The sequence below is a fragment of the Paenarthrobacter sp. NyZ202 genome, from assembly GCF_049860755.1.
In the GTDB taxonomy this organism is placed as follows: Bacteria; Actinomycetota; Actinomycetes; order Actinomycetales; family Micrococcaceae; genus Arthrobacter.
In genome coordinates this window covers 337,320-353,925 of record NZ_CP187556.1, presented here as the reverse complement: position 1 = coordinate 353,925, position 16,606 = coordinate 337,320, and the positions used below count along the sequence as shown (strand labels likewise).

The 16,606-nt window shown below is 63.8% G+C and carries 19 protein-coding genes; 11 read left to right on the top strand and 8 right to left on the bottom strand.

Translation table 11 applies throughout. The features are described from left to right. Positions 1–18: 18 nt before the first annotated feature. The 6 genes from ACPFL9_RS01720 to ACPFL9_RS01695 all read left to right on the top strand — a co-directional run bounded on the left by ACPFL9_RS01720 (position 19) and on the right by ACPFL9_RS01695 (position 5,441). Positions 19–1,641, top strand: a complete 1,623-nt coding sequence (locus ACPFL9_RS01720) for an MFS transporter (RefSeq protein WP_426005454.1) — start codon at positions 19–21, stop codon at positions 1,639–1,641. A gap of 347 nt (positions 1,642–1,988) precedes the next feature. Next, positions 1,989–2,285 carry a hypothetical protein gene (locus tag ACPFL9_RS01715; RefSeq protein WP_426005452.1) on the top strand — a complete coding sequence of 99 codons (297 nt, stop codon included), beginning with the start codon at positions 1,989–1,991 and terminating at the stop codon, positions 2,283–2,285. A 35-nt stretch (positions 2,286–2,320) separates the two neighbouring features. Then, a complete protein-coding gene (locus tag ACPFL9_RS01710) occupies positions 2,321–3,721 on the top strand; it encodes a hypothetical protein (RefSeq protein ID WP_426005450.1) in 1,401 nt (466 codons plus the stop codon). Then, a complete protein-coding gene (locus ACPFL9_RS01705; RefSeq protein ID WP_426005449.1) occupies positions 3,718–4,314 on the top strand; it encodes an ABC transporter ATP-binding protein in 597 nt (198 codons plus the stop codon). The genes ACPFL9_RS01710 and ACPFL9_RS01705 overlap by 4 nt, the downstream gene beginning before the upstream one ends. Continuing rightward, positions 4,311–4,862: a hypothetical protein gene (locus ACPFL9_RS01700; protein WP_426005447.1), complete on the top strand. Its 552-nt coding sequence runs from the start codon at positions 4,311–4,313 to the stop codon at positions 4,860–4,862. The genes ACPFL9_RS01705 and ACPFL9_RS01700 overlap by 4 nt, the downstream gene beginning before the upstream one ends. A 3-nt stretch (positions 4,863–4,865) precedes the next feature. Further along, the gene (locus ACPFL9_RS01695) at positions 4,866–5,441 is read left to right on the top strand and encodes a hypothetical protein (protein WP_426005446.1); all 576 of its coding nucleotides are present in this window, start codon (positions 4,866–4,868) and stop codon (positions 5,439–5,441) included. A gap of 10 nt (positions 5,442–5,451) precedes the next feature. Here ACPFL9_RS01695 and ACPFL9_RS01690 read toward each other — a convergent pair whose 3' ends face one another. Beyond that, complete coding sequence (locus ACPFL9_RS01690) at positions 5,452–6,873, bottom strand: PLP-dependent aminotransferase family protein (RefSeq protein WP_426005444.1); 1,422 nt, start codon at positions 6,871–6,873, stop codon at positions 5,452–5,454. On the opposite strand from ACPFL9_RS01690, the gene ACPFL9_RS01685 reads away from it, so the two are divergent. From ACPFL9_RS01685 to ACPFL9_RS01675, 3 genes are read left to right on the top strand one after another with little or no spacing between them, the layout of a single operon-like run. Then, a complete protein-coding gene (locus ACPFL9_RS01685) occupies positions 6,872–7,804 on the top strand; it encodes a DMT family transporter (protein WP_426005442.1) in 933 nt (310 codons plus the stop codon). The two genes, ACPFL9_RS01690 and ACPFL9_RS01685, sit on opposite strands and share 2 nt — an antisense overlap. A gap of 28 nt (positions 7,805–7,832) precedes the next feature. Beyond that, on the top strand, positions 7,833–8,456 hold the full coding sequence (locus tag ACPFL9_RS01680; protein WP_426005441.1) for an FMN-binding negative transcriptional regulator: 624 nt from the start codon (positions 7,833–7,835) through the stop codon (positions 8,454–8,456). 9 nt (positions 8,457–8,465) lie between these two features. Next, positions 8,466–8,867, top strand: coding sequence for a VOC family protein (locus tag ACPFL9_RS01675; protein ID WP_426005440.1), 402 nt, complete (start codon positions 8,466–8,468; stop codon positions 8,865–8,867). On the opposite strand, the gene ACPFL9_RS01670 is transcribed toward ACPFL9_RS01675, so the two are convergent. The 5 genes from ACPFL9_RS01670 to ACPFL9_RS01650 form a co-directional block, all read right to left on the bottom strand. Next, positions 8,864–9,382, bottom strand: coding sequence for a GNAT family N-acetyltransferase (locus ACPFL9_RS01670; RefSeq protein ID WP_426005438.1), 519 nt, complete (start codon positions 9,380–9,382; stop codon positions 8,864–8,866). The two genes, ACPFL9_RS01675 and ACPFL9_RS01670, sit on opposite strands and share 4 nt — an antisense overlap. Beyond that, positions 9,379–9,846: an SRPBCC family protein gene (locus tag ACPFL9_RS01665; protein WP_426005436.1), complete on the bottom strand. Its 468-nt coding sequence runs from the start codon at positions 9,844–9,846 to the stop codon at positions 9,379–9,381. Before ACPFL9_RS01665 ends, ACPFL9_RS01670 begins: the two co-directional genes overlap by 4 nt. 76 nt (positions 9,847–9,922) lie before the next feature. After that, on the bottom strand, positions 9,923–10,312 hold the full coding sequence (locus ACPFL9_RS01660) for a hypothetical protein (RefSeq protein ID WP_426005435.1): 390 nt from the start codon (positions 10,310–10,312) through the stop codon (positions 9,923–9,925). Positions 10,313–10,519: 207 nt separating this feature from the next. After that, complete coding sequence (locus tag ACPFL9_RS01655) at positions 10,520–10,909, bottom strand: hypothetical protein (protein WP_426005434.1); 390 nt, start codon at positions 10,907–10,909, stop codon at positions 10,520–10,522. A 170-nt stretch (positions 10,910–11,079) separates the two neighbouring features. Continuing rightward, entirely contained in the window at positions 11,080–12,888 is a 1,809-nt protein-coding gene (locus tag ACPFL9_RS01650) for an alpha/beta hydrolase (RefSeq protein ID WP_426005433.1), read from the bottom strand. A gap of 448 nt (positions 12,889–13,336) precedes the next feature. Here ACPFL9_RS01650 and ACPFL9_RS01645 point away from each other — a divergent pair, with 448 nt between their 5' ends. After that, the gene (locus ACPFL9_RS01645) at positions 13,337–14,383 is read left to right on the top strand and encodes an FUSC family protein (protein ID WP_426007468.1); all 1,047 of its coding nucleotides are present in this window, start codon (positions 13,337–13,339) and stop codon (positions 14,381–14,383) included. Between the two features lie 2 nt (positions 14,384–14,385). On the opposite strand, the gene ACPFL9_RS01640 is transcribed toward ACPFL9_RS01645, so the two are convergent. Further along, complete coding sequence (locus ACPFL9_RS01640) at positions 14,386–15,306, bottom strand: LysR family transcriptional regulator (protein ID WP_426005432.1); 921 nt, start codon at positions 15,304–15,306, stop codon at positions 14,386–14,388. A 162-nt stretch (positions 15,307–15,468) separates the two neighbouring features. On the opposite strand from ACPFL9_RS01640, the gene ACPFL9_RS01635 reads away from it, so the two are divergent. Further along, positions 15,469–15,903: a CBU_0592 family membrane protein gene (locus tag ACPFL9_RS01635; protein ID WP_426007467.1), complete on the top strand. Its 435-nt coding sequence runs from the start codon at positions 15,469–15,471 to the stop codon at positions 15,901–15,903. Here ACPFL9_RS01635 and ACPFL9_RS01630 read toward each other — a convergent pair. Next, the gene (locus ACPFL9_RS01630) at positions 15,816–16,601 is read right to left on the bottom strand and encodes an SDR family NAD(P)-dependent oxidoreductase (protein WP_426005431.1); all 786 of its coding nucleotides are present in this window, start codon (positions 16,599–16,601) and stop codon (positions 15,816–15,818) included. The genes ACPFL9_RS01635 and ACPFL9_RS01630 overlap by 88 nt on opposite strands. Positions 16,602–16,606 lie beyond the last annotated feature (5 nt).

The following is a 16,606-nucleotide window of genomic DNA, read 5'->3' as shown; positions in this document are numbered from 1 at the left end:
TCCCTAGGAGAAGCCCAAATGCCCATAGACCAAAGCAAGATCGTCTCTCCGGACGGCGCAAGGAACGCCGCCGGACCACAGGTAACGGCAGGCCATGCAACGGCCGCCACGCCTGCAGTCAAGAGCCCCAAGAAGGGCAAACTCCGCCCCAGGCGCCGGTTGAAGGAATCCGACGTCAATGTGGTGGACCAGCCGATGCTGAAGAAAGCCCTCGGCGGCACGATCGTCGGCAACACCATGGAATGGTATGACGTGGGTGTCTTCGGTTACCTCATCACCACCATGGGACCTGTCTTCCTTCCGGAAGCTGACAAGTCCGTCCAAACCCTCTTCCTCCTGGGTACGTTTGCTGCCACCTTCATCGCACGCCCTCTCGGCGGCGTAGTGTTCGGTTGGCTCGGCGACAAGATGGGCCGCCAGAAGGTGCTCGCAGCGACACTGATGCTGATGGCGGCAAGTACTTTCGCCGTCGGGCTCTTGCCTGGCTACGCGCAGATCGGCATCTGGGCCGCCGCGCTCCTGGTCATCCTCAAGCTCGTCCAGGGCTTTTCCACCGGTGGAGAGTACGCCGGTGCCACTACTTTCGTCAGCGAGTACGCTCCGGACAAGCGCCGAGGCTACTTTGCCAGCTTCCTCGACATGGGCAGCTACATCGGATTCGCCCTCGGCGCCGCCCTGGTTTCGGTCCTGCAGCTCACGCTCGGACAGGCCGCCATGGAGGAATGGGGCTGGAGGATTCCGTTCCTCATCGCAGGTCCGCTGGGCCTGATCGCCGTGTACTTCCGCAGCAAGATCGAGGAGTCACCCCAGTTCCAGGCCACCCTGGACGCCCAGGAGGCCTTCGCCAAGGACGCCGCATCAAAGGATGCGGACGCTGCCAAGGGTCCGGTGGGCATCATCAAGGCCTACTGGCGCCAGATCGTGCTGGCCATGATCCTCGCCGCGGCCGCCAACACGGTCGGTTACGCCCTGACCTCCTACATGCCCACTTACCTGACCGACTCCAAGGGCTACGATCCCGTTCACGGCACCCTGCTGACGATCCCAGTCCTGGTGGTCATGGCGATCTGCATCCCGCTGACGGGCAAGCTGTCAGACCGCATCGGCCGCCGCCCCGTGCTGTGGATCGGCGCAGGCAGCACCATCCTGTTCGCGGTTCCCGCGTTCCTGTTGATCGGCCTTGGCGAGATCTGGTCCACGCTGGCCGGCCTGGCCCTGGTTGCCTTCCCGGTGACGTTCTACGTGGCCAACCTTGCTTCGGCACTGCCGGCACTGTTCCCCACCTCCAGCCGCTACGGCGGAATGGGCATTGCCTACAACTTCTCCGTGGCGATCTTCGGCGGCACCACCCCGTTCATCGTGCAGGGCCTGATCGAGGGAACCGGCAGCGACATGATGCCGGCGTACTACCTGATGGCAACGTCCATTGTTGGTGCAATCGCGATCTACTTCCTGCGTGAATCCGCCCAGCGTCCCTTGCCCGGCTCCATGCCCAGCGTGGACACCCAGGCAGAAGCACGGGAACTGGTAGCCACGCAGGACACCAATCCCCTGATCAACCTGGATGAGATGCCGTTTGATGGCCAGCCCGTGGACAACGTGGCATTCGGCAACGACAAGAAGGATCTGGCTTCCGTCTAGGAGCCATCTGACTGCAACTTCTGCGCAGCGTTCAACACCCGCGGCAGGCAGCCGCCCACTGCAGCCACCGATCCCAAGGCGCTCTCCTTGGATTGGTGGCTGCGGGCGTTAAATGGCAGACGTGTTTCAGCATGGACTCTCCCCCTGAGTCGATCAATTCGTTTTATGAAACAGCTGTATCGTAGCGCAGATATCCCGCATGACAAGCCGCTTCGCTTGACTTGACTTACCGCAGAAAACCCGCAACGCTCGTTCACGGTTGTCCGGTTCGGGAAATTCTTCCCGCATTGGATAACCAGACTCATCACATTCATATCCCATGGGATAAATATTGAAAGGGCACTCTCATGTCAACTGCTGTTGATGGCGGTAAGCGCATTTTTGGTCGTACTCCGGCCCAGGTGGCGAAAATTGGAGGCGTCACCTTGGCCTTCTTCGCGACCCTGTCCGTGGCTTTCCAGGCTGTTGCAACGCTGGGCATTTCTTCCGGCCTGGCAACAAATCTCTACTTTGCCTTGAACGCCCTGTCATGGGCCGCTGCAGCTGCAGCAATCGTGGCATCGTTCGGCATTGGCACGGCGCTGGCCGGACTGATCTTCGGGCTGGCCAAGAAGTGGGCCCTGAAGCAGTTCGTCGCCTGGTAAACCGCTGATAGACGCCTGACCCAGAGAGGGCCACTTTGAATTCACCCATCGCCGCCCATCGGCATGACCGTGCCTTCAGTGTGGTCCTCTCCGGGTGCCGGGCAACCTTCACCAATGATTTCCGGCGGAGGTCCCACCGCTTCCAGGACGTCGCGGGAAGCCTCGGCTTTCGTGTTGGCGCCGGGACAGCCAACGGCTTCCTGCTGGCCGGGCAGTTCCTGACGCTGCTGCTGATTGTCGCCGGACTGGCATGGACTCCCCCGGAAACAGGCCTGGAACCACTGGGGATTCCTGTCACCACCCCGGAACTGGCGGGCGTCGCGGGAGTCCTGCTCGCGGTAGCACTGCTTCAAGCCCGGCGCCGTTACAGGCGGAGCCATCGCCACTGGAACACCGTGTCGCAGGCACTGGATACCGGCATGCGTGCAGGGGTGGTCCTGCTCGATGCGGGCCTCGCCCTGATGCTCATTGTCCAGAACCTGCGGTGGGCCGGGGCGGGCAACATCCTGGCGGCACTCAGCCTGCTGGCAGCCTTGGCTCTGGTCCTTTCCGCCGCGAAGCCCTGGTTGATACGGCCCCTCGCGATCGCGGCGGTTTCCGCAGGAGCCGGGAGCCTCGTGGCTGTTGCGGCGCAGGCGCCATGGCTCGCCGCAACAGCCGGCATCCTGGGTGGCGGCATAGCACCCACGGTGCTGTCGCTTTCCCTGGGGCTCGCCGTCACGGTCTTCGCCACACCCCTGCTGTACAAAGCGTCAGCCCATGTCCGCGCCCTGCAATCGAGGGGCCTGCTGATTGACCTCAGCGTGAAATCCGGAAGCCTGTTTATTTTTGCCGGCGCAGCACTGCCTCTTGCCGGGTCAACGCCGTGGCCATGGACTGCTCCCTTTATTTCACTAGCGGTATTCTTCCTGGGCCTCGTCCTTTTCCGTTCTTCATTTGCACGGATATCTTCTCCTGAAACAGCAGGATATTCGCTATTCCTTTATCGGCTGGCACCCCATCACATAAGACCACTTATTATCAGAAGCCTGCTGACCTATCTGCTGCTGGTATTACCGGCCAGTGTGGCACTGGCGATAACCCTGGTCGTCAGCGGCTACGCCCTTCAGGCCCTATTGCTGGCCGCACTTGTTATCCTTGAAACGAGCATTGACGCCTTGGTTATCCAACGGCGTACGGCCATATTGCCGGCCTCCCATATTTCGCAGTTGGCGCAGAAATCCAAGGCAGGCCTGGGGGCCGCCGTGTGCGCGGGCGTGGCAGTGGTCTTCTCCGGGATCCTCGGCGCGGTCAATCCGCAGGCCACGGAAAACCCTTGGCTGGCCATGGCTTCCGGAGCATTGGTCCTGGTAGCCGGGTTGCTGACCGGCGTGGTCCTGGCCGACGCCACATCCTGGCTGCGTGAACTCTCGGCAACAGAAACGGAAGATGCATGAAGTCCCTTGCCCGCGTTGACCATGCCTTTGGCGCCCATGTGATTTTTGATGCCACCGCGATCGAACTCCCGGAAACGGGCGTTGTAGCCCTGCGGGGCCCCAACGGTTCCGGCAAAACGACCCTGCTCAAGTTGTTGGGCGGCATTCTCGCCACCTCCTGCCAGGACATCAAAGCCTGGCGCAAGGAGTACTCGGCGGTCTATCTGGACACGGACTTCCTGACGCTCGACTACCTCCGTGCCGGCGAAGTCCTGGAAATGGTCAGGCCGCTCACCGGAGACATTCCCCGGGACGGGCTCCTGACCGAACAACTGCTGGCTGCCAAAGTGAGCGACCTCTCCCTGGGCCAGCGGCAGCGGCTGGTCCTGAGGATAGCCCTGTCCCTCAGGAACGTGGACGTGCTGCTGCTGGACGAGCCCCTGAACGGCTTGGACCGCGAGGCCTCCGCCACGGCACGGCAGGCGATCCGGGAGGCAGGCCGGAACCAGCTGGTCATCGTTGCCACCCACGAGGACGATCACTGGACCGACTACGACCTCAGTATCGGGCCCGGCCACGGAGTGGAGCTGGAAACCACAGGAGCACGCAAGTGACAGTCCTTCCCGACAGGAGCCGAGCCACCGGGTTCCGGGCTTTCACCACCGGAATCCGGAACAGGTTCCCCCACCTGGGCAAGGACCTTGCCAAAATCCTCGTGGCCGTCGCCTGCGGTGCAGGCTTTGCGTCACTGTTCACCTGGGACACCGGGACTGACGCGTCAGCCATCACGGCGCACGGCATTTTCCTGCACAACACCGCCCTTGCCGTGCTGGCACTCTTCCTGACGCACTACGGTGCCACGTTGATGATGGTCCTGAACGGATTCTGGCTGGGCATGGGGATGGTGGGCAGCATGGCAGCCGCCGGGGTGGAGAAGACCCTGGCGCTGACCGTCGTCCACGTGCCCTTGGAGGTCATTGCGTGGGCACTGACCATCCAAGGCGCCCGCGTCCTGTGGCCGGTTCTGCTGGGCGCGGCCCGTAAAGTCCACAGCTGGCGCCACGCCGGCGCCACGCTCCGCGGCGTCCTGGCCGCTCCGTTCATCTTCTACATCCTCGCGGCCCTTGCCGAGTGGGCCGAGCATGCTCTTCTGGAAAGGTAAGCAATGACCCCCCCGTATCCCGCAACCTCCAACCAGCCGGCGCCCGCGGCGGTGAAGAAGGTCAACCCGGCTTGGATTATAGCCCTCCTGCTGGCCTACACCGCAGCTGCCCAGGTGGCGGTGGGAACCGGCATCGACCGGCTGGTGGCCGAGAACGCCGAGTACAACCAGTTCTCCAGCCAGGAGGTGCTGGTCACCTTCCTCCGGGTCGGTGTCATTGTATGGAGCGCCCTGGCATCATTCCTCCAAGCGCTGGTCCTGCGGCTGATCTACAAAGGCATCGTCCGGGGGCAGGCTCCCACGCTGCGCAGCAGTTGGTTCTGGGTGCTTTTGGGGCAGATCCCCTTCATGCTGACAGTCCTCGGCCTGTTTCTTGCCGCGGACGCGTTTACTGCTCCGGACGCACTGGGCGTGCTGGGCCAGGCCTGGCTGAGGATCCTCTTCGGGGCTGTGGGTGCAGCGATCTACGTAGTTTTGGCCCGCAAAACCCTGGGGGCGCCTGTGGGCCGACTCGCCGTGCTGTTCGCGATCGTCACGATCGTCAACTCCGTGCTGCTGGTGGCCGGGGGGCCCGCCTAGGTCATTGACCTTAAGGCACGCGGCCCAACTGCGCGCGCACTGCCTCACCCACAATCCGAGCCCCTTCCGGAAAAGCTGCAGGGTTGGGGCCGGCATAGTTGAGGCGGATGCAAGGCCCTTCGGGTTCGGCCGGGAACCATTCCGTTCCCGCCGCGATCAGTACACCGGCGGCCTCGCAGTCCCTGGTGAGCTGTTCGGCGTCGAACCCGTCCGGCAGACGCAACCACAGGTTCAAGCCGCCCTTGGGCAGGTGGCTGAGATGCGCCTGAGGCACGTGGTCGCGGAGGCTGGTGGCCAGGAGGTCGCGCCGCGACTGCAGTTGGTGGCTCAGACCCCGCAGGTGGGCCTTCCACCCGGGCTGGGTGACGACGTCGAGGGCTGCCGCCTGCAGCAGTCCGCTGACGTACATCGACTCGGCCGCCTGCGCGCCCATGATCCTTTCCCGGGCGGGTCCGCGGGCGATCAGGGCCGCCACCCGGATGGCAGGCGAGACGCTCTTGGTCAGCGAACGGATGTAGACCACGTGGCCGGAGTCGTCCTTGGCAGCCACCGGCGCTGACGGTGCGGTGATGCCAAAGTCGTGTGCCCAGTCGTCCTCCACAAGGAAGGCGCCGTACCGCTGCACGATCTGCAGCACCTCCTCTGCCCGTTGGGCGGACCACTGTGCGCCAGTAGGGTTGGCAAAGTTCGGTTGGGCGTAGAACACCCGGGCACCGGACTCCTCGAACGCCCGCGCGAGTTCGTCGGGGTCCGGTCCCTCGGGACCGCTGGCCACCGGAATCACCCGGACACCGGCTTGCCCTGCGGCCAGCAGCGCACCCCAGTAGGTGGGCGACTCCACCAGCAGGGGTTGCCCGTGCCCCACCAGTCCGCGGAATATCGAGCTGAGTCCGCTCTGGCTTCCCGGAAGTACGACGACGTCGCCCGGCTGGGGCGGTGTTACTCCCGTTGGTGTTGAGGTACTGAGTTCCTGCGCGAACCACGATTGCAGTTCCGGGAGCCCCTGCGCCGGCGGACGCGACAGCGCAGCCTCGCTCCGGGCGACCCTGCCCAGCGCCGAACGGACCAGTCGCTCAGGGAGGAGCTCGCGGTCCGGGTAGCCGGAATGGAAGGCGATGACATCGTTGGATGTGCTGCGCATGGCGGCGGCGTTCAAGGGACGGGCGGCCTGGGCTGGCCGCAATGCCGCAGTCTGCCATCCGTAGTCGGCGGGGCGGGCCATCCGGTAGGCCCGGACGAAGGTCCCCACACCCGGCCGGCTCTCCACCAGGCCCTGTGCTGTCAAGGTTCGCAAGGCCTTTTGCACGGTGACCGGACTTGCCTGGTGTTCAGTCACCAACTGGCGGGTCGAAGGCAGTTTCGCACCCGGGGCGGCGGAAGCGATCCACGCCTTCAGTTCCGCAGCAATCCGTGAACTGCTATCGTTGTTCATGAGTCACAATAGTAGCGCTACTACCTTTTTGCGGCCACTGATACCGAGCCGGACATCCACCGGAATCCTGTGGGGCCTCCTGGGCGTCCTTGCCTTCTCCCTCACCGTTCCGCTGACCAGGGTGGCCGTGGAAGGGCTGGCCCCGCTCTTCATCGGCGCCGGCCGCGCAGTGGTGGCAGCATCCTTGGCCGCCGTTGCCTTGGCCGTGACGCGCCAACGCTTCCCCCGCGGGCTTCAGTGGTTCCGGCTTGCCGTGGTCGCCGCCGGCATTGTAGCCGGGTTCCCGCTGTTGACCACGTTCGCCCTCACCAGCACCTCCGCCAGCCATGGAGCCGTGGTGATCGCCCTGCTTCCGGCGGCCACGGCCACAGTAGCGGTCCTCCGCAGCCGGGAACGTCCCCGGGCCCTGTTCTGGGTCCTGACCGTTGTTGGTGTCCTGGCGGCCCTGGCTTTCGCGTTCATCCAGTCCGGCGGCCTTGGCTCACTTCACTGGGCGGACCTGCTGCTGCTGGGCGCCGTGGTGGCTGCTGCCGTCGGGTACGCGGAAGGCGGCCTCCTGGCACGGGAGCTGGGTGCCTGGCAGACCATCTCCTGGGCCCTGGTCGTAGCGTCACCCGTCATGATCGTGCTCACGCTGGTTTCGCTGGAATCCGGAATGCCCCAGGCCGCCCCTGGACAATGGTGGTCCTTCGCCTACCTCGGCGCAGTGAGCATGTTCCTCGGCTTCTTCGCCTGGTACCACGGCCTGGCCATCGGACCCATGGCGCAGGTCAGCCAGATCCAGTTGGTTCAGCCCGTCATGACCATTGCCTGGGCATGGTTGCTCCTGGGAGAGCCACTGACCTGGGCGACCGTGTTTGGCGGGCTCCTCGTCATTTTCTGCGCAGGTGCCGCCGTCCGCGTGAGGCTCGCGCCGCCGTCGGGCTCTTAGCTGCGCACCCAACTGAAAGGAAGAACCCATGTACACACCAGCCCACTTCGCTGCGTCGCCTGAAGCAGTCGATGCCTTGCTGCGCCAAACCGGCGCTGCCCACCTGGTGACTTCGTCATCCGACGGGCCGCTGGCCACACTCCTGCCCTTTGTCTACAACCCGGGCGTCGGGGAGCACGGAGCATTGCAGTCCCACATGGCCCGGAACAACAACCAGTGGTCGTCTCCTGCGATCGGGGAGGCCCTGATGATCGTCCAAGGCGCGGACGCCTACATTTCCCCGTCCTGGTACGCCTCCAAGGCCGAACACGGCAGGGTGGTTCCCACCTGGAACTACTCCACGGCCCACGTCTACGGGGAGCTTGTTGTCCATGACGACGTCGAATGGCTGGCCCGGCACGTCCGCCAATTGTCCGATCAGCACGAGTCCGCGATGCCGTGCCCGTGGTCGGTGGATGAAGCACCCGAGCGCTTCATCGCCGGACAGCTGAGGGCGATCGTCGGCATCGAACTGGTCATCCGGCGGGTGGAGGCGAAGACGAAACTAAGCCAGAACCGCACATCAGCGGACGTAGACGGAGTGATCGCCGGGCTCCGGTCGGCGGGGGACGCTGCAAGTGCCGCAGATGTGGAACGGGCGCGGACCTCGTAGACTCCCCCCATGGGCGAGGTTCAGGTGGGGTCCATCCACCACATCGAGATCTGGGTACCGCATCTTGAGCGTGCCAGGGAGGAATGGGGCTGGCTCCTGGCGGAACTCGGATACGAGCCGTTCCAGGAGTGGCCCACAGGCTGCAGTTGGCGGCTCGGCGGGATGTACGTGGTCGTGGAATCTTCCGACGCCATCACGGCAACGGCCCACAGGAGGACGGATCCGGGGCTCAACCATCTCGCGTTCCACGCAGGAACACCGGCCAACGTGGACCGGATCCGCGAACTTGGTGCAGACGCCGGATGGTATGAGATGTTCGAATCGAAGTACCCACACGCAGGTGGGCCCAGTCATTACGCCGCCTACTTGGTGAACACCGACAGTTACGAAGTGGAGCTTGTTGCAGACTAGTGGCCCGGGGGCGCGGTAGGCCGCCACATGGCCACGCGGGGCCAGCGGGTCAGGCCTAGCTCCGCCTCGTGTTCCATGAGGCGGGTTAGCTGCGGACCCCAGGTTCCGGCGTCGAGCTCCTCAAAACCCAGGCGGCGGTAATAGGGGGCGTTCCACGGAACGTCGCGAAAGGTGCTGAGGGTCTGGCGCTGCATGCCATGGCCCCGGCCCCAGATGCGGGCTGCATGCAGCAGCTCGCGGCCCAGTCCCTGGCGGGCCGAGTCAGGGTGGACGGTGACCTGCTCCACGTGGGCGTTGCCATCCACCACGTCCACCAGCACGTAAGCAACCGGGAAATCCAGGCCGTCGGCGTACACCCAGGCGCGTGACGCTGCTGCATACACCTGCAGTTCGTCCAAGGAAGCGGGGTCGTCATCCGCGACCGAATCCATGCCCAGCCCGCGGAATGCTTCCCCGGCCGCCCGCTCGATATCCTGCAACAGCGGAAGGTCTTCCACCCGCGCGAGCCGGATCATGGTTCGCCCTCCACGGCGGCTGGCTGGCCCACCAGGAACCGGTTGCGTTCCTTGATCAGGTTCTCCATGTACCTTGCCAGCACCAGCTTCTCCACCAGCCGTCCCAGGATGCCGAAGGGCGCAGCGAATTCCACGGTGTCCACCATGAGGGTTCCGCTCCGTTCCGGCCTGAACTCATGCGTATGCCTGAGGTACTTGAACGGTCCGCGCACCTGTTCGTCGGAGAACGACGCCGGCGCCTCCATCCGTACGATCCTGCTGGTCATGCGGAACCTGGCTCCGAGATGCCACGCCTGCCAGGTGACTTCCTCCCCCTCGGAGATGAGCCCGGAAGTGACGCCGGCGATGGCGCGTTCCCGGCTCCTTTTCATGGAGCCGACGTGGAAATCGATGTCGCGGGACAGGTCGAAGAGCTGTTCCGGGGCAAGGGCAGAACGGGTGCGGCAGACGAAAACTACGGGCATACCTTAATTTTTCCAGACCTTTTGTGATCGGAGGGCTCTTAATAGTGGTCGGTCAGGGAACGCCCTTACGCAGCGGTTATTTCCAGCCCTCGGGATCGGGAACACAGCGGCTGAAGCCATACACCGCGGTCCGCAGATCACCGGTAGACACTGCGATGGTTAAGCCGTCGGGTCCATGGGCGGTGGTCATGACGAGATTGTTCTCGGCAGTAGATTGGTCGAACACCTGGACGATGTAACCCCGGGACTCATAGAACGCCCGGACTTTCTGCCGCAGCACTTCCCTGTCGACCAGACTGAGAGGGGCCATGGCCCGGGTACCGGCAAATTTCCTGCCGTTTCCGGTTCCCTGAAAATTGCAGTACCCACCGGTCGAGACATCCTCGTTGACCCATGCACCGGGTGCCATGGCCTGGATCTCATCAAGCAGACCGAAGAACTCCTCACGGGCCTCATCCGGGGTCATGGTTGCTCCCTTTCCATCATTGGGCAGCCGCCCGGGGTTGGGTGGCATGCAGGGTTGAAGCCCCCGACAACCCCTCCCGGGGAGGAGGAGTCGATGCACAGCCAGCTAGCAGCAGACAGGCGGCCAAAAGAGCCACCGCCGGAAAAGTCAGTTTCAACAAAGGGTTTCGTTCTTTCGCAGCGGCCTGGAAACCCACATGCTTGGGGGTCATTTGTTGCTCTGTGGATCCGGAACGCAGCGGCTTTCTCCGGCGACCATGGTCCGGGTATCGGCTGTGTAGAGACCGATAGTCAGGCCGTCAGGACCGAACCCCGTAGTGATAAACAGACTGTTTGTGGTGGTTGATTGATCGAGGTTTTGCACGACGTACCCGCGCGACTTGTAAAGTTCCGTTACTTTTCGTCGCAGCTCCTCCCGTTCGGCGAGGCTAAGTGGGTCCATAGTCCGGGTACCGGCAAATCCTTTACCGTTCCCGGTTCCCTGGAAATTGCAGATCCCTCCGGCCGGGACATCCTCGTTGACCCATGCACCGGGTGCCATGGCCTGGATCTCATCAAGCAGACCGAAGAACTCCTCACGGGCCTCATCCGGGGTCATGGTTGCTCCCTTTCCATCATTGGGCAGCCGCCCGGGGTTGGGTGGCATGCAGGGTTGAAGCCCCCGACAACCCCTCCCGGGGAGGAGGAGTCGATGCACAGCCAGCTAGGAGCAGACAGGCGGCCAAAAGAGCCACCGCCGGAAACATCAGTTTCAACAAGGGGTTTTCGTCATTCGTGATGCACCACGGGCTTTCCGGAATTCGTCAGCTTGGCTGTGAGCCCAAGGGAGGCATAGGCCTGATTCACACTGGATTCGGTATTAAGCGAGGCGTAACCACGCTTCCCATCCGACTCAAGCCAACCGTGGTTCTCGGTCGGTAATCTTGCCATCTCGGTTTCCGTTGCTGCGGTCCCATCGGCGCCGAGCTGTGTCGCTCCAAAGCCTGGGACGGGGACCGTAAACGACGGACCTCCCAACGGGCTCTGGTTCGTCTGGACATGGGCAACCTGGATGTGGTGCCTGCCTAAGTTACCAAGCTCGGAAACCTGGTCCACTGTGAACTTGGTCTGATACACCTCGGCACCCGGGTTCAGGTGAAAGTCCTGCACGCCGCTGATGCCGGGAAGAACGCCGACATCGGCGTTTAGGTTGATACTGTCCACCGCCAAACCTTCCACGGCCGCTGCCTGGGCCGTCAAAGTACCGTAGGAAAGGGCTGAAACGTTGTTGCTCGCGGGGTTCCCGAGGCTGTCCTGCACAGCGGCTAGCGCCGTGATGTCCTTGCTCAGGACGTCCCCGCCTGTCCGGGCGTTGCCGTCGTCGTAGACTCCGGCGGCCGGAGGTGGCTCGAAAGCCACCCACGCCACCACAGCCAGCCGCGGTGGCGTGCCAGCTCTGGTTAAGTTCAGTAGCGCACCACCATTTTGCTCTCGATATTGGACATCAGCGGCGATCGTAAGATCGAACATGCTTTTCGACACCGTCGTATCGACCCCGGGGACCTGGTAGGTGGTGACCTTGGCTGCGTCTAGGTCACCCACGCTGATCGCGGCCCCTGGCTGGTCGAGGTTCAGGCTGATCAGCTGTTTCACGGCCCCGCTTGGGCCCGAAGTTAGTGCATTCCGGATGCTCTTGAGCCGCTCAAGGTGCCCCGGGCTCTTCAACCATGCCGGTGGAGCAGGCTGAGCTCCCATCGCTGACTGACGTACAAAAACATCAAACTCCTCCAGTTGCCGCGTCAACACCAGCCGGTTGGCCAAATCACGTGCTGTGTAAGCAACACCCTGCAAATTCCCGATGATCCCCGGGAAGGCTTCGATAAGGAGCCGCTGGGTCTCGCCCACGATGACTTTCCCGGTGCCGGGATCTACCGATTGACCCAGCCCCGACCACCACACAGCAGTCAACGCAGGATCGTATCCTTGCGCACGGAGGAGTCCGCCCAGTCTGTCTCTTTTGGCAGGAACTGCGAGCCAGGCTCTCAACTCTGCCGAGCTCAGGGTGGCGATATCACTTAAACGGATCTGGCCAGGCTCCGCGTAGTGCAGAAACAGCCCGTTAAGCGCTGTGTCGGCCAAGTAACCGCTCCCGGCTGCTTCGAAAGCGGCGGCTATCTTCTCCACCCAATCCGCATCACTGGCGTTTTCTGCTATCAGCCTCTCGAAACCGGACACCCCTGTGGCCTGGTCTATCGACACCCAGGAACACGAATCGATGAAGGCATTCCACGCAGCACGTACCTTGCCAAACTCTGCGTTAAGGATGTTGTTGGCGGCACGGGACTGGCCCGCAAAAGCACGCAGCCTTCCGGGCTCAGCAGAGGTAGTCCCTCCTCCTGAGCCTCCGGCAAACCGAGGCCGATCCCGAACAGAAAACGGGGCGGAAATCGTCGGCGCCGCGATGGCTATGTCCGAAGGTTTCACGTCAAACAGCAAGCCGTCGAACTCCAACAGGACACCGAAAGGGTCAGCGCGTCGCTGCTGTTCCCTGGCCTCCTCACGACGCTGCCACGCCGCGAGTTCTTCCTGCCGGTCCATCTCTTCCCGGGCCTTCAGCTTGGCACTCCGGACATCATCGGCGAGGGCCGCGAAGACGCCACCCAACCGGCCGCGGTCGTCCGACCTTGCTACGCACGCCGCAGCGAACAAGCGCGCGTAGCCGCCCGAGAAGTGTTCCATCGCCTGATCCAGGGCGCTGTCCAAAAACCCACGCTCTGAACGCAGAGAACGGTCCGCCGATTCGGCAGCATCGATCAAAGCGTCAGCAACGCCATCATCAAAAGCAATCCCCACGCCGTCCACTTCCGCCCAAATCCTGACGCTTGGGAGTGGTCCCGGACTTGGATTCATGACGGAACGGCAGCCGCGCCGCTCAGGGCCGGCCGTTACTACGGGGTGTGACCGGGCTTATGGCGGGGTCGCCAACGGCCCTGATAATTTCGACAGCAAACCCTTAGCGATTGGTGGTGTTCCCGTGCCCGCTTTCATGACGCTCGCCCGCGAACTCCACAGGATCGGGCCGGCGGACAACGACCGCCTGTCTGCCGTCCGTGTCGCGCTCAGCGTCGCTGTCCCGGCTGTGGTCCTCATCCTCATCGGCCGCCCCGACCTCATGATGTACGCGGTATTCGGGGCGTTGACCGGGATGTACGGGCGCAACGAAACCCACCAGCTCAGGCTCAAGCACCAGGCGCAGGCAGCACTCGTCCTGGTGGGCGGCCTTGCGGTCGGCACGTTCCTCTCCGTCAACCACATCCATTCCTGGTGGCTGGTCCTGGCGGCTACCCTTTTCGCCGGGGCAGGCTCGTTGTACGCCGATGCCGTGCGCCTCAAGCCCATCGGACCGTTCTTCGGGATTCTGGCACTGGGAGCCTGCGCGTCGGTCCCCACCAGTGTTCCGCTCACGACGGCGGTACTCATCGGTGCAGCGTCTGCCGCCTTCTCGATCCTGGTCGGTTTTGCCGGCTGGGTCCGGCACAGGACGTGGGCTGCCCGTGCCGCCCGCGACGTGCCGGTATTCCGCGGCCAATTGCGCCAGTCTGCCATGGTCCACGCAACCCGCTACGTGCTTGCCGTCAGCGCCGCCGGCACCGCAGGGGTTTTGAGCGGCAGCGGGCACCCGCATTGGGCCATGGCCGCAGGGGCCGTGCCCTTGGCAGGAGCGGACCTCCCAAGCCGCGTCAACCGGGGCATCCACAGGATCGTGGGGACGTTCCTCGGCTTGGTGGTGGTCGCCGTCGTCCTTTTCCCTGGACCGATGTCACCGCTGCAGTACTTTCCGGACCACCAGGCACTGGTACTGGCCGTGGTGGTGGTTCTGTGCCAGTTCCCCACCGAACTGTTCATGGCCCGGCACTACGGCTGGGCCATGGTGTTCTTCACTCCGGTGGTGCTTCTGATCGCCCAACTGGCGGCCCCAATGGACCCGGGGGTGCTGGTGTTGGAGCGTGCCGTTGAGACGTTCGTGGGGGCCGTGATCGGTATCGCCGTGGCGGTGGTGGTCCGGGCTCCCGGCAGACTGCCGGTGGCCTGAGCTTACTGCGAGCGGGTGTCGAACCCTGCTGCCGACTCACGCAGCAGCCGCGCCACGGTGTCCACGGGAGTACTGGTTGGCCTCCGCCGGTCGAAGCGCCGCAGCACGATCCGACGGGTGCCCAATCCAGGCACGTCCAGGACGTCCACTCCATCCTGCACAACACCGGTCAGGGCCAACGTTGGGATAATCGCGGCGCCCTCGCCGGCTGCCACCAACGCCAGGGCCGTCAACGTGTCCTGGTACTGGTGGACGATCTCTATTGGAGCGCCGGTCGAGTGGTGAAGCCTGCCAAGCACCGAGGCGTTGGCCGCCGAGGGCTGCACGCCCAGCCAGGGAAGCTGGAGCCGGCTGAGGTCGATATTGTCCGTGGACAGCACAGCGCCGGAGGGGACCACCAGTTTCCAAGGTTCATCCAGGAGCGGTTCCTCGATCATTCCGGCGCCGCGGGGCTGTTGCTCCACGGTGGTGGAGTCCAGTTCCACGACCACCGCATCCAGTTGCCGCTGGCGCAGCAGGCGCATGAGGGCCGGGAAGTCTTCCTCCACAATCCTGACCTGCAACTGGGGGTAATGGCTGCGCCATTCGGGCAGGCGCGGAATCACCACGGTGCGCATGAAACTCGTGAAGCCACCTACCCGCACAACGCCTGCAACCTTGGCGCCGCCCTCCATCCGGGAGCGTGCCATGTTGAGCGCCCGCTCGATCTCCTCCCCCGCTTCAGCCATCGCAAGGCCGGCAGGTGTGAGCACCGAGCCCTTGGGGGTCCTGAGAACAAGGTCATGGCCGGTCTCGTTCTCAAGTTTGCTGAGCTGCTGCGACACTGCGGAGGGCGTGATTCCCAGCTCATCAGCCGCCGCCAGGATGCCGCCTGTGCGGGCCACGGCAAGGAGAACTAGCAACCGCCGGGGGTCCATTTCCATGTTAAGCAACACTAAATGGCACCTTCAGGCGAATGCAATTGATCTAAAGCGAAAACGGCTCAATAATTTACTGAAAGCTCCGTTCTGGAGCCGGACAAAACCACACTTGCGCCTTACCCCTGCCTTGCCATGGGGAGCGCCGGACTTGTGAAAGGACACCCTGTGGAACTGCTGTGGGAAATCACCGGCTGGGCCGGCGCCGCTGCGATGCTTAGCGCCTACATGGCTGTGTCCATGGGGTGGTTGAAAGCCGGCAAGACCTTCCAGACGGTCAACCTTTTTGGCTCCTGCGCCTTCATCATCAACGGCACGCTGCATGGGGCCTGGCCTTCCGTGGCTACCAACGTGGCCTGGTTCGCCATCTCGGCCATTGCGCTCCTTAGGATGCGCGCTGGCCAGCAACCACCGGTAGTCACGGCTGAAACCGGTCCCATTCCCATCCTGACGGTCCCGGATGCAGGCGAGCCATCACTGGCATTGGACCACCACGGGCATATCGCAGCCCACGATCAGCTGGCATCCCCCAGGGGCCGCCGGGGCGGCCCGGCGCTGAGCTTTGCCGGCAGGATGCGCGCAAAGAAGCTGACCACCTTGTAGCGCCGGGTCGGGATGGACACTGCCTTGCCCTTGGCATTGTCTTCCAGTCCTTCCCGCACCACCCGCTCAGCGGTCAGCCACAGGAAGCGCGGCGCCACGGACTTGTCCATGCCCATGCGGTCGTGGAACTCAGTGTGCGTGAAGCCGGGGCACACGGCGGTGACCTGGACGCCGGACTTCCCGTAGACAGTGTTGGCCCACCTGCTGAACGTCACCTGCCAGGCTTTGGCCGCCGAGTACGTTCCGCGGTTGGCGAAGGCCGCAACGCTGGCGACGTTAATGATCCTTCCCTTGCCGCGGGCGAGCATGACCTCCAGCGCGGCATGACACAGTTCCATGGGGGTCTGGACGTGGAGCCTCAAGTGGCGGCGTTCCTCCTCCAGCTCGTTGTCCTCGAAGGACTTCAGGAGCCCGATTCCGGCATTGTTGACCAGCACGTCAACGGGACTCCCCGGGTCGCGGAGCCGGTCGGCCACTGCTGAAACCCCGACGTCGGTGGTCAGGTCCGCGGGCAGGACCTCCGCCGAGATACTAAAGTCGCGTTCTAATTCCCCGGCTTTGGCCTTGAGCCGCTCCTCATCGCGGGCCACCAGGACAAGGTGGTGTCCTGCTTCAGCGAGCTGGCGCGCGAATTCCGCACCGAGCCCGGCCGTGGCTCCGGTGACCAAGGCAGTGCGTTCGTTGGCTCGAGTGATCATGGGCC

Bases quoted from the DNA above. Each gene is read 5' to 3' on its own strand.
- ACPFL9_RS01705 (WP_426005449.1), top strand. From the start codon at position 3,718: ATGAAGTCCCTTGCCCGCGTTGACCATGCCTTTGGCGCCCATGTGATT.
- ACPFL9_RS01640 (WP_426005432.1), bottom strand. From the start codon at position 15,306: ATGGAAATGGACCCCCGGCGGTTGCTAGTTCTCCTTGCCGTGGCCCGC.
- ACPFL9_RS01650 (WP_426005433.1), bottom strand. From the start codon at position 12,888: ATGGACCGGCAGGAAGAACTCGCGGCGTGGCAGCGTCGTGAGGAGGCC.
- ACPFL9_RS01645 (WP_426007468.1), top strand. From the start codon at position 13,337: ATGACGCTCGCCCGCGAACTCCACAGGATCGGGCCGGCGGACAACGAC.
- ACPFL9_RS01660 (WP_426005435.1), bottom strand. From the start codon at position 10,312: ATGACCCCGGATGAGGCCCGTGAGGAGTTCTTCGGTCTGCTTGATGAG.
- ACPFL9_RS01670 (WP_426005438.1), bottom strand. From the start codon at position 9,382: ATGATCCGGCTCGCGCGGGTGGAAGACCTTCCGCTGTTGCAGGATATC.
- ACPFL9_RS01715 (WP_426005452.1), top strand. From the start codon at position 1,989: ATGTCAACTGCTGTTGATGGCGGTAAGCGCATTTTTGGTCGTACTCCG.
- ACPFL9_RS01695 (WP_426005446.1), top strand. From the start codon at position 4,866: ATGACCCCCCCGTATCCCGCAACCTCCAACCAGCCGGCGCCCGCGGCG.
- ACPFL9_RS01630 (WP_426005431.1), bottom strand. From the start codon at position 16,601: ATGATCACTCGAGCCAACGAACGCACTGCCTTGGTCACCGGAGCCACG.
- ACPFL9_RS01685 (WP_426005442.1), top strand. From the start codon at position 6,872: ATGAGTCACAATAGTAGCGCTACTACCTTTTTGCGGCCACTGATACCG.
- ACPFL9_RS01680 (WP_426005441.1), top strand. From the start codon at position 7,833: ATGTACACACCAGCCCACTTCGCTGCGTCGCCTGAAGCAGTCGATGCC.
- ACPFL9_RS01665 (WP_426005436.1), bottom strand. From the start codon at position 9,846: ATGCCCGTAGTTTTCGTCTGCCGCACCCGTTCTGCCCTTGCCCCGGAA.
- ACPFL9_RS01720 (WP_426005454.1), top strand. From the start codon at position 19: ATGCCCATAGACCAAAGCAAGATCGTCTCTCCGGACGGCGCAAGGAAC.
- ACPFL9_RS01690 (WP_426005444.1), bottom strand. From the start codon at position 6,873: ATGAACAACGATAGCAGTTCACGGATTGCTGCGGAACTGAAGGCGTGG.
- ACPFL9_RS01675 (WP_426005440.1), top strand. From the start codon at position 8,466: ATGGGCGAGGTTCAGGTGGGGTCCATCCACCACATCGAGATCTGGGTA.
- ACPFL9_RS01655 (WP_426005434.1), bottom strand. From the start codon at position 10,909: ATGACCCCGGATGAGGCCCGTGAGGAGTTCTTCGGTCTGCTTGATGAG.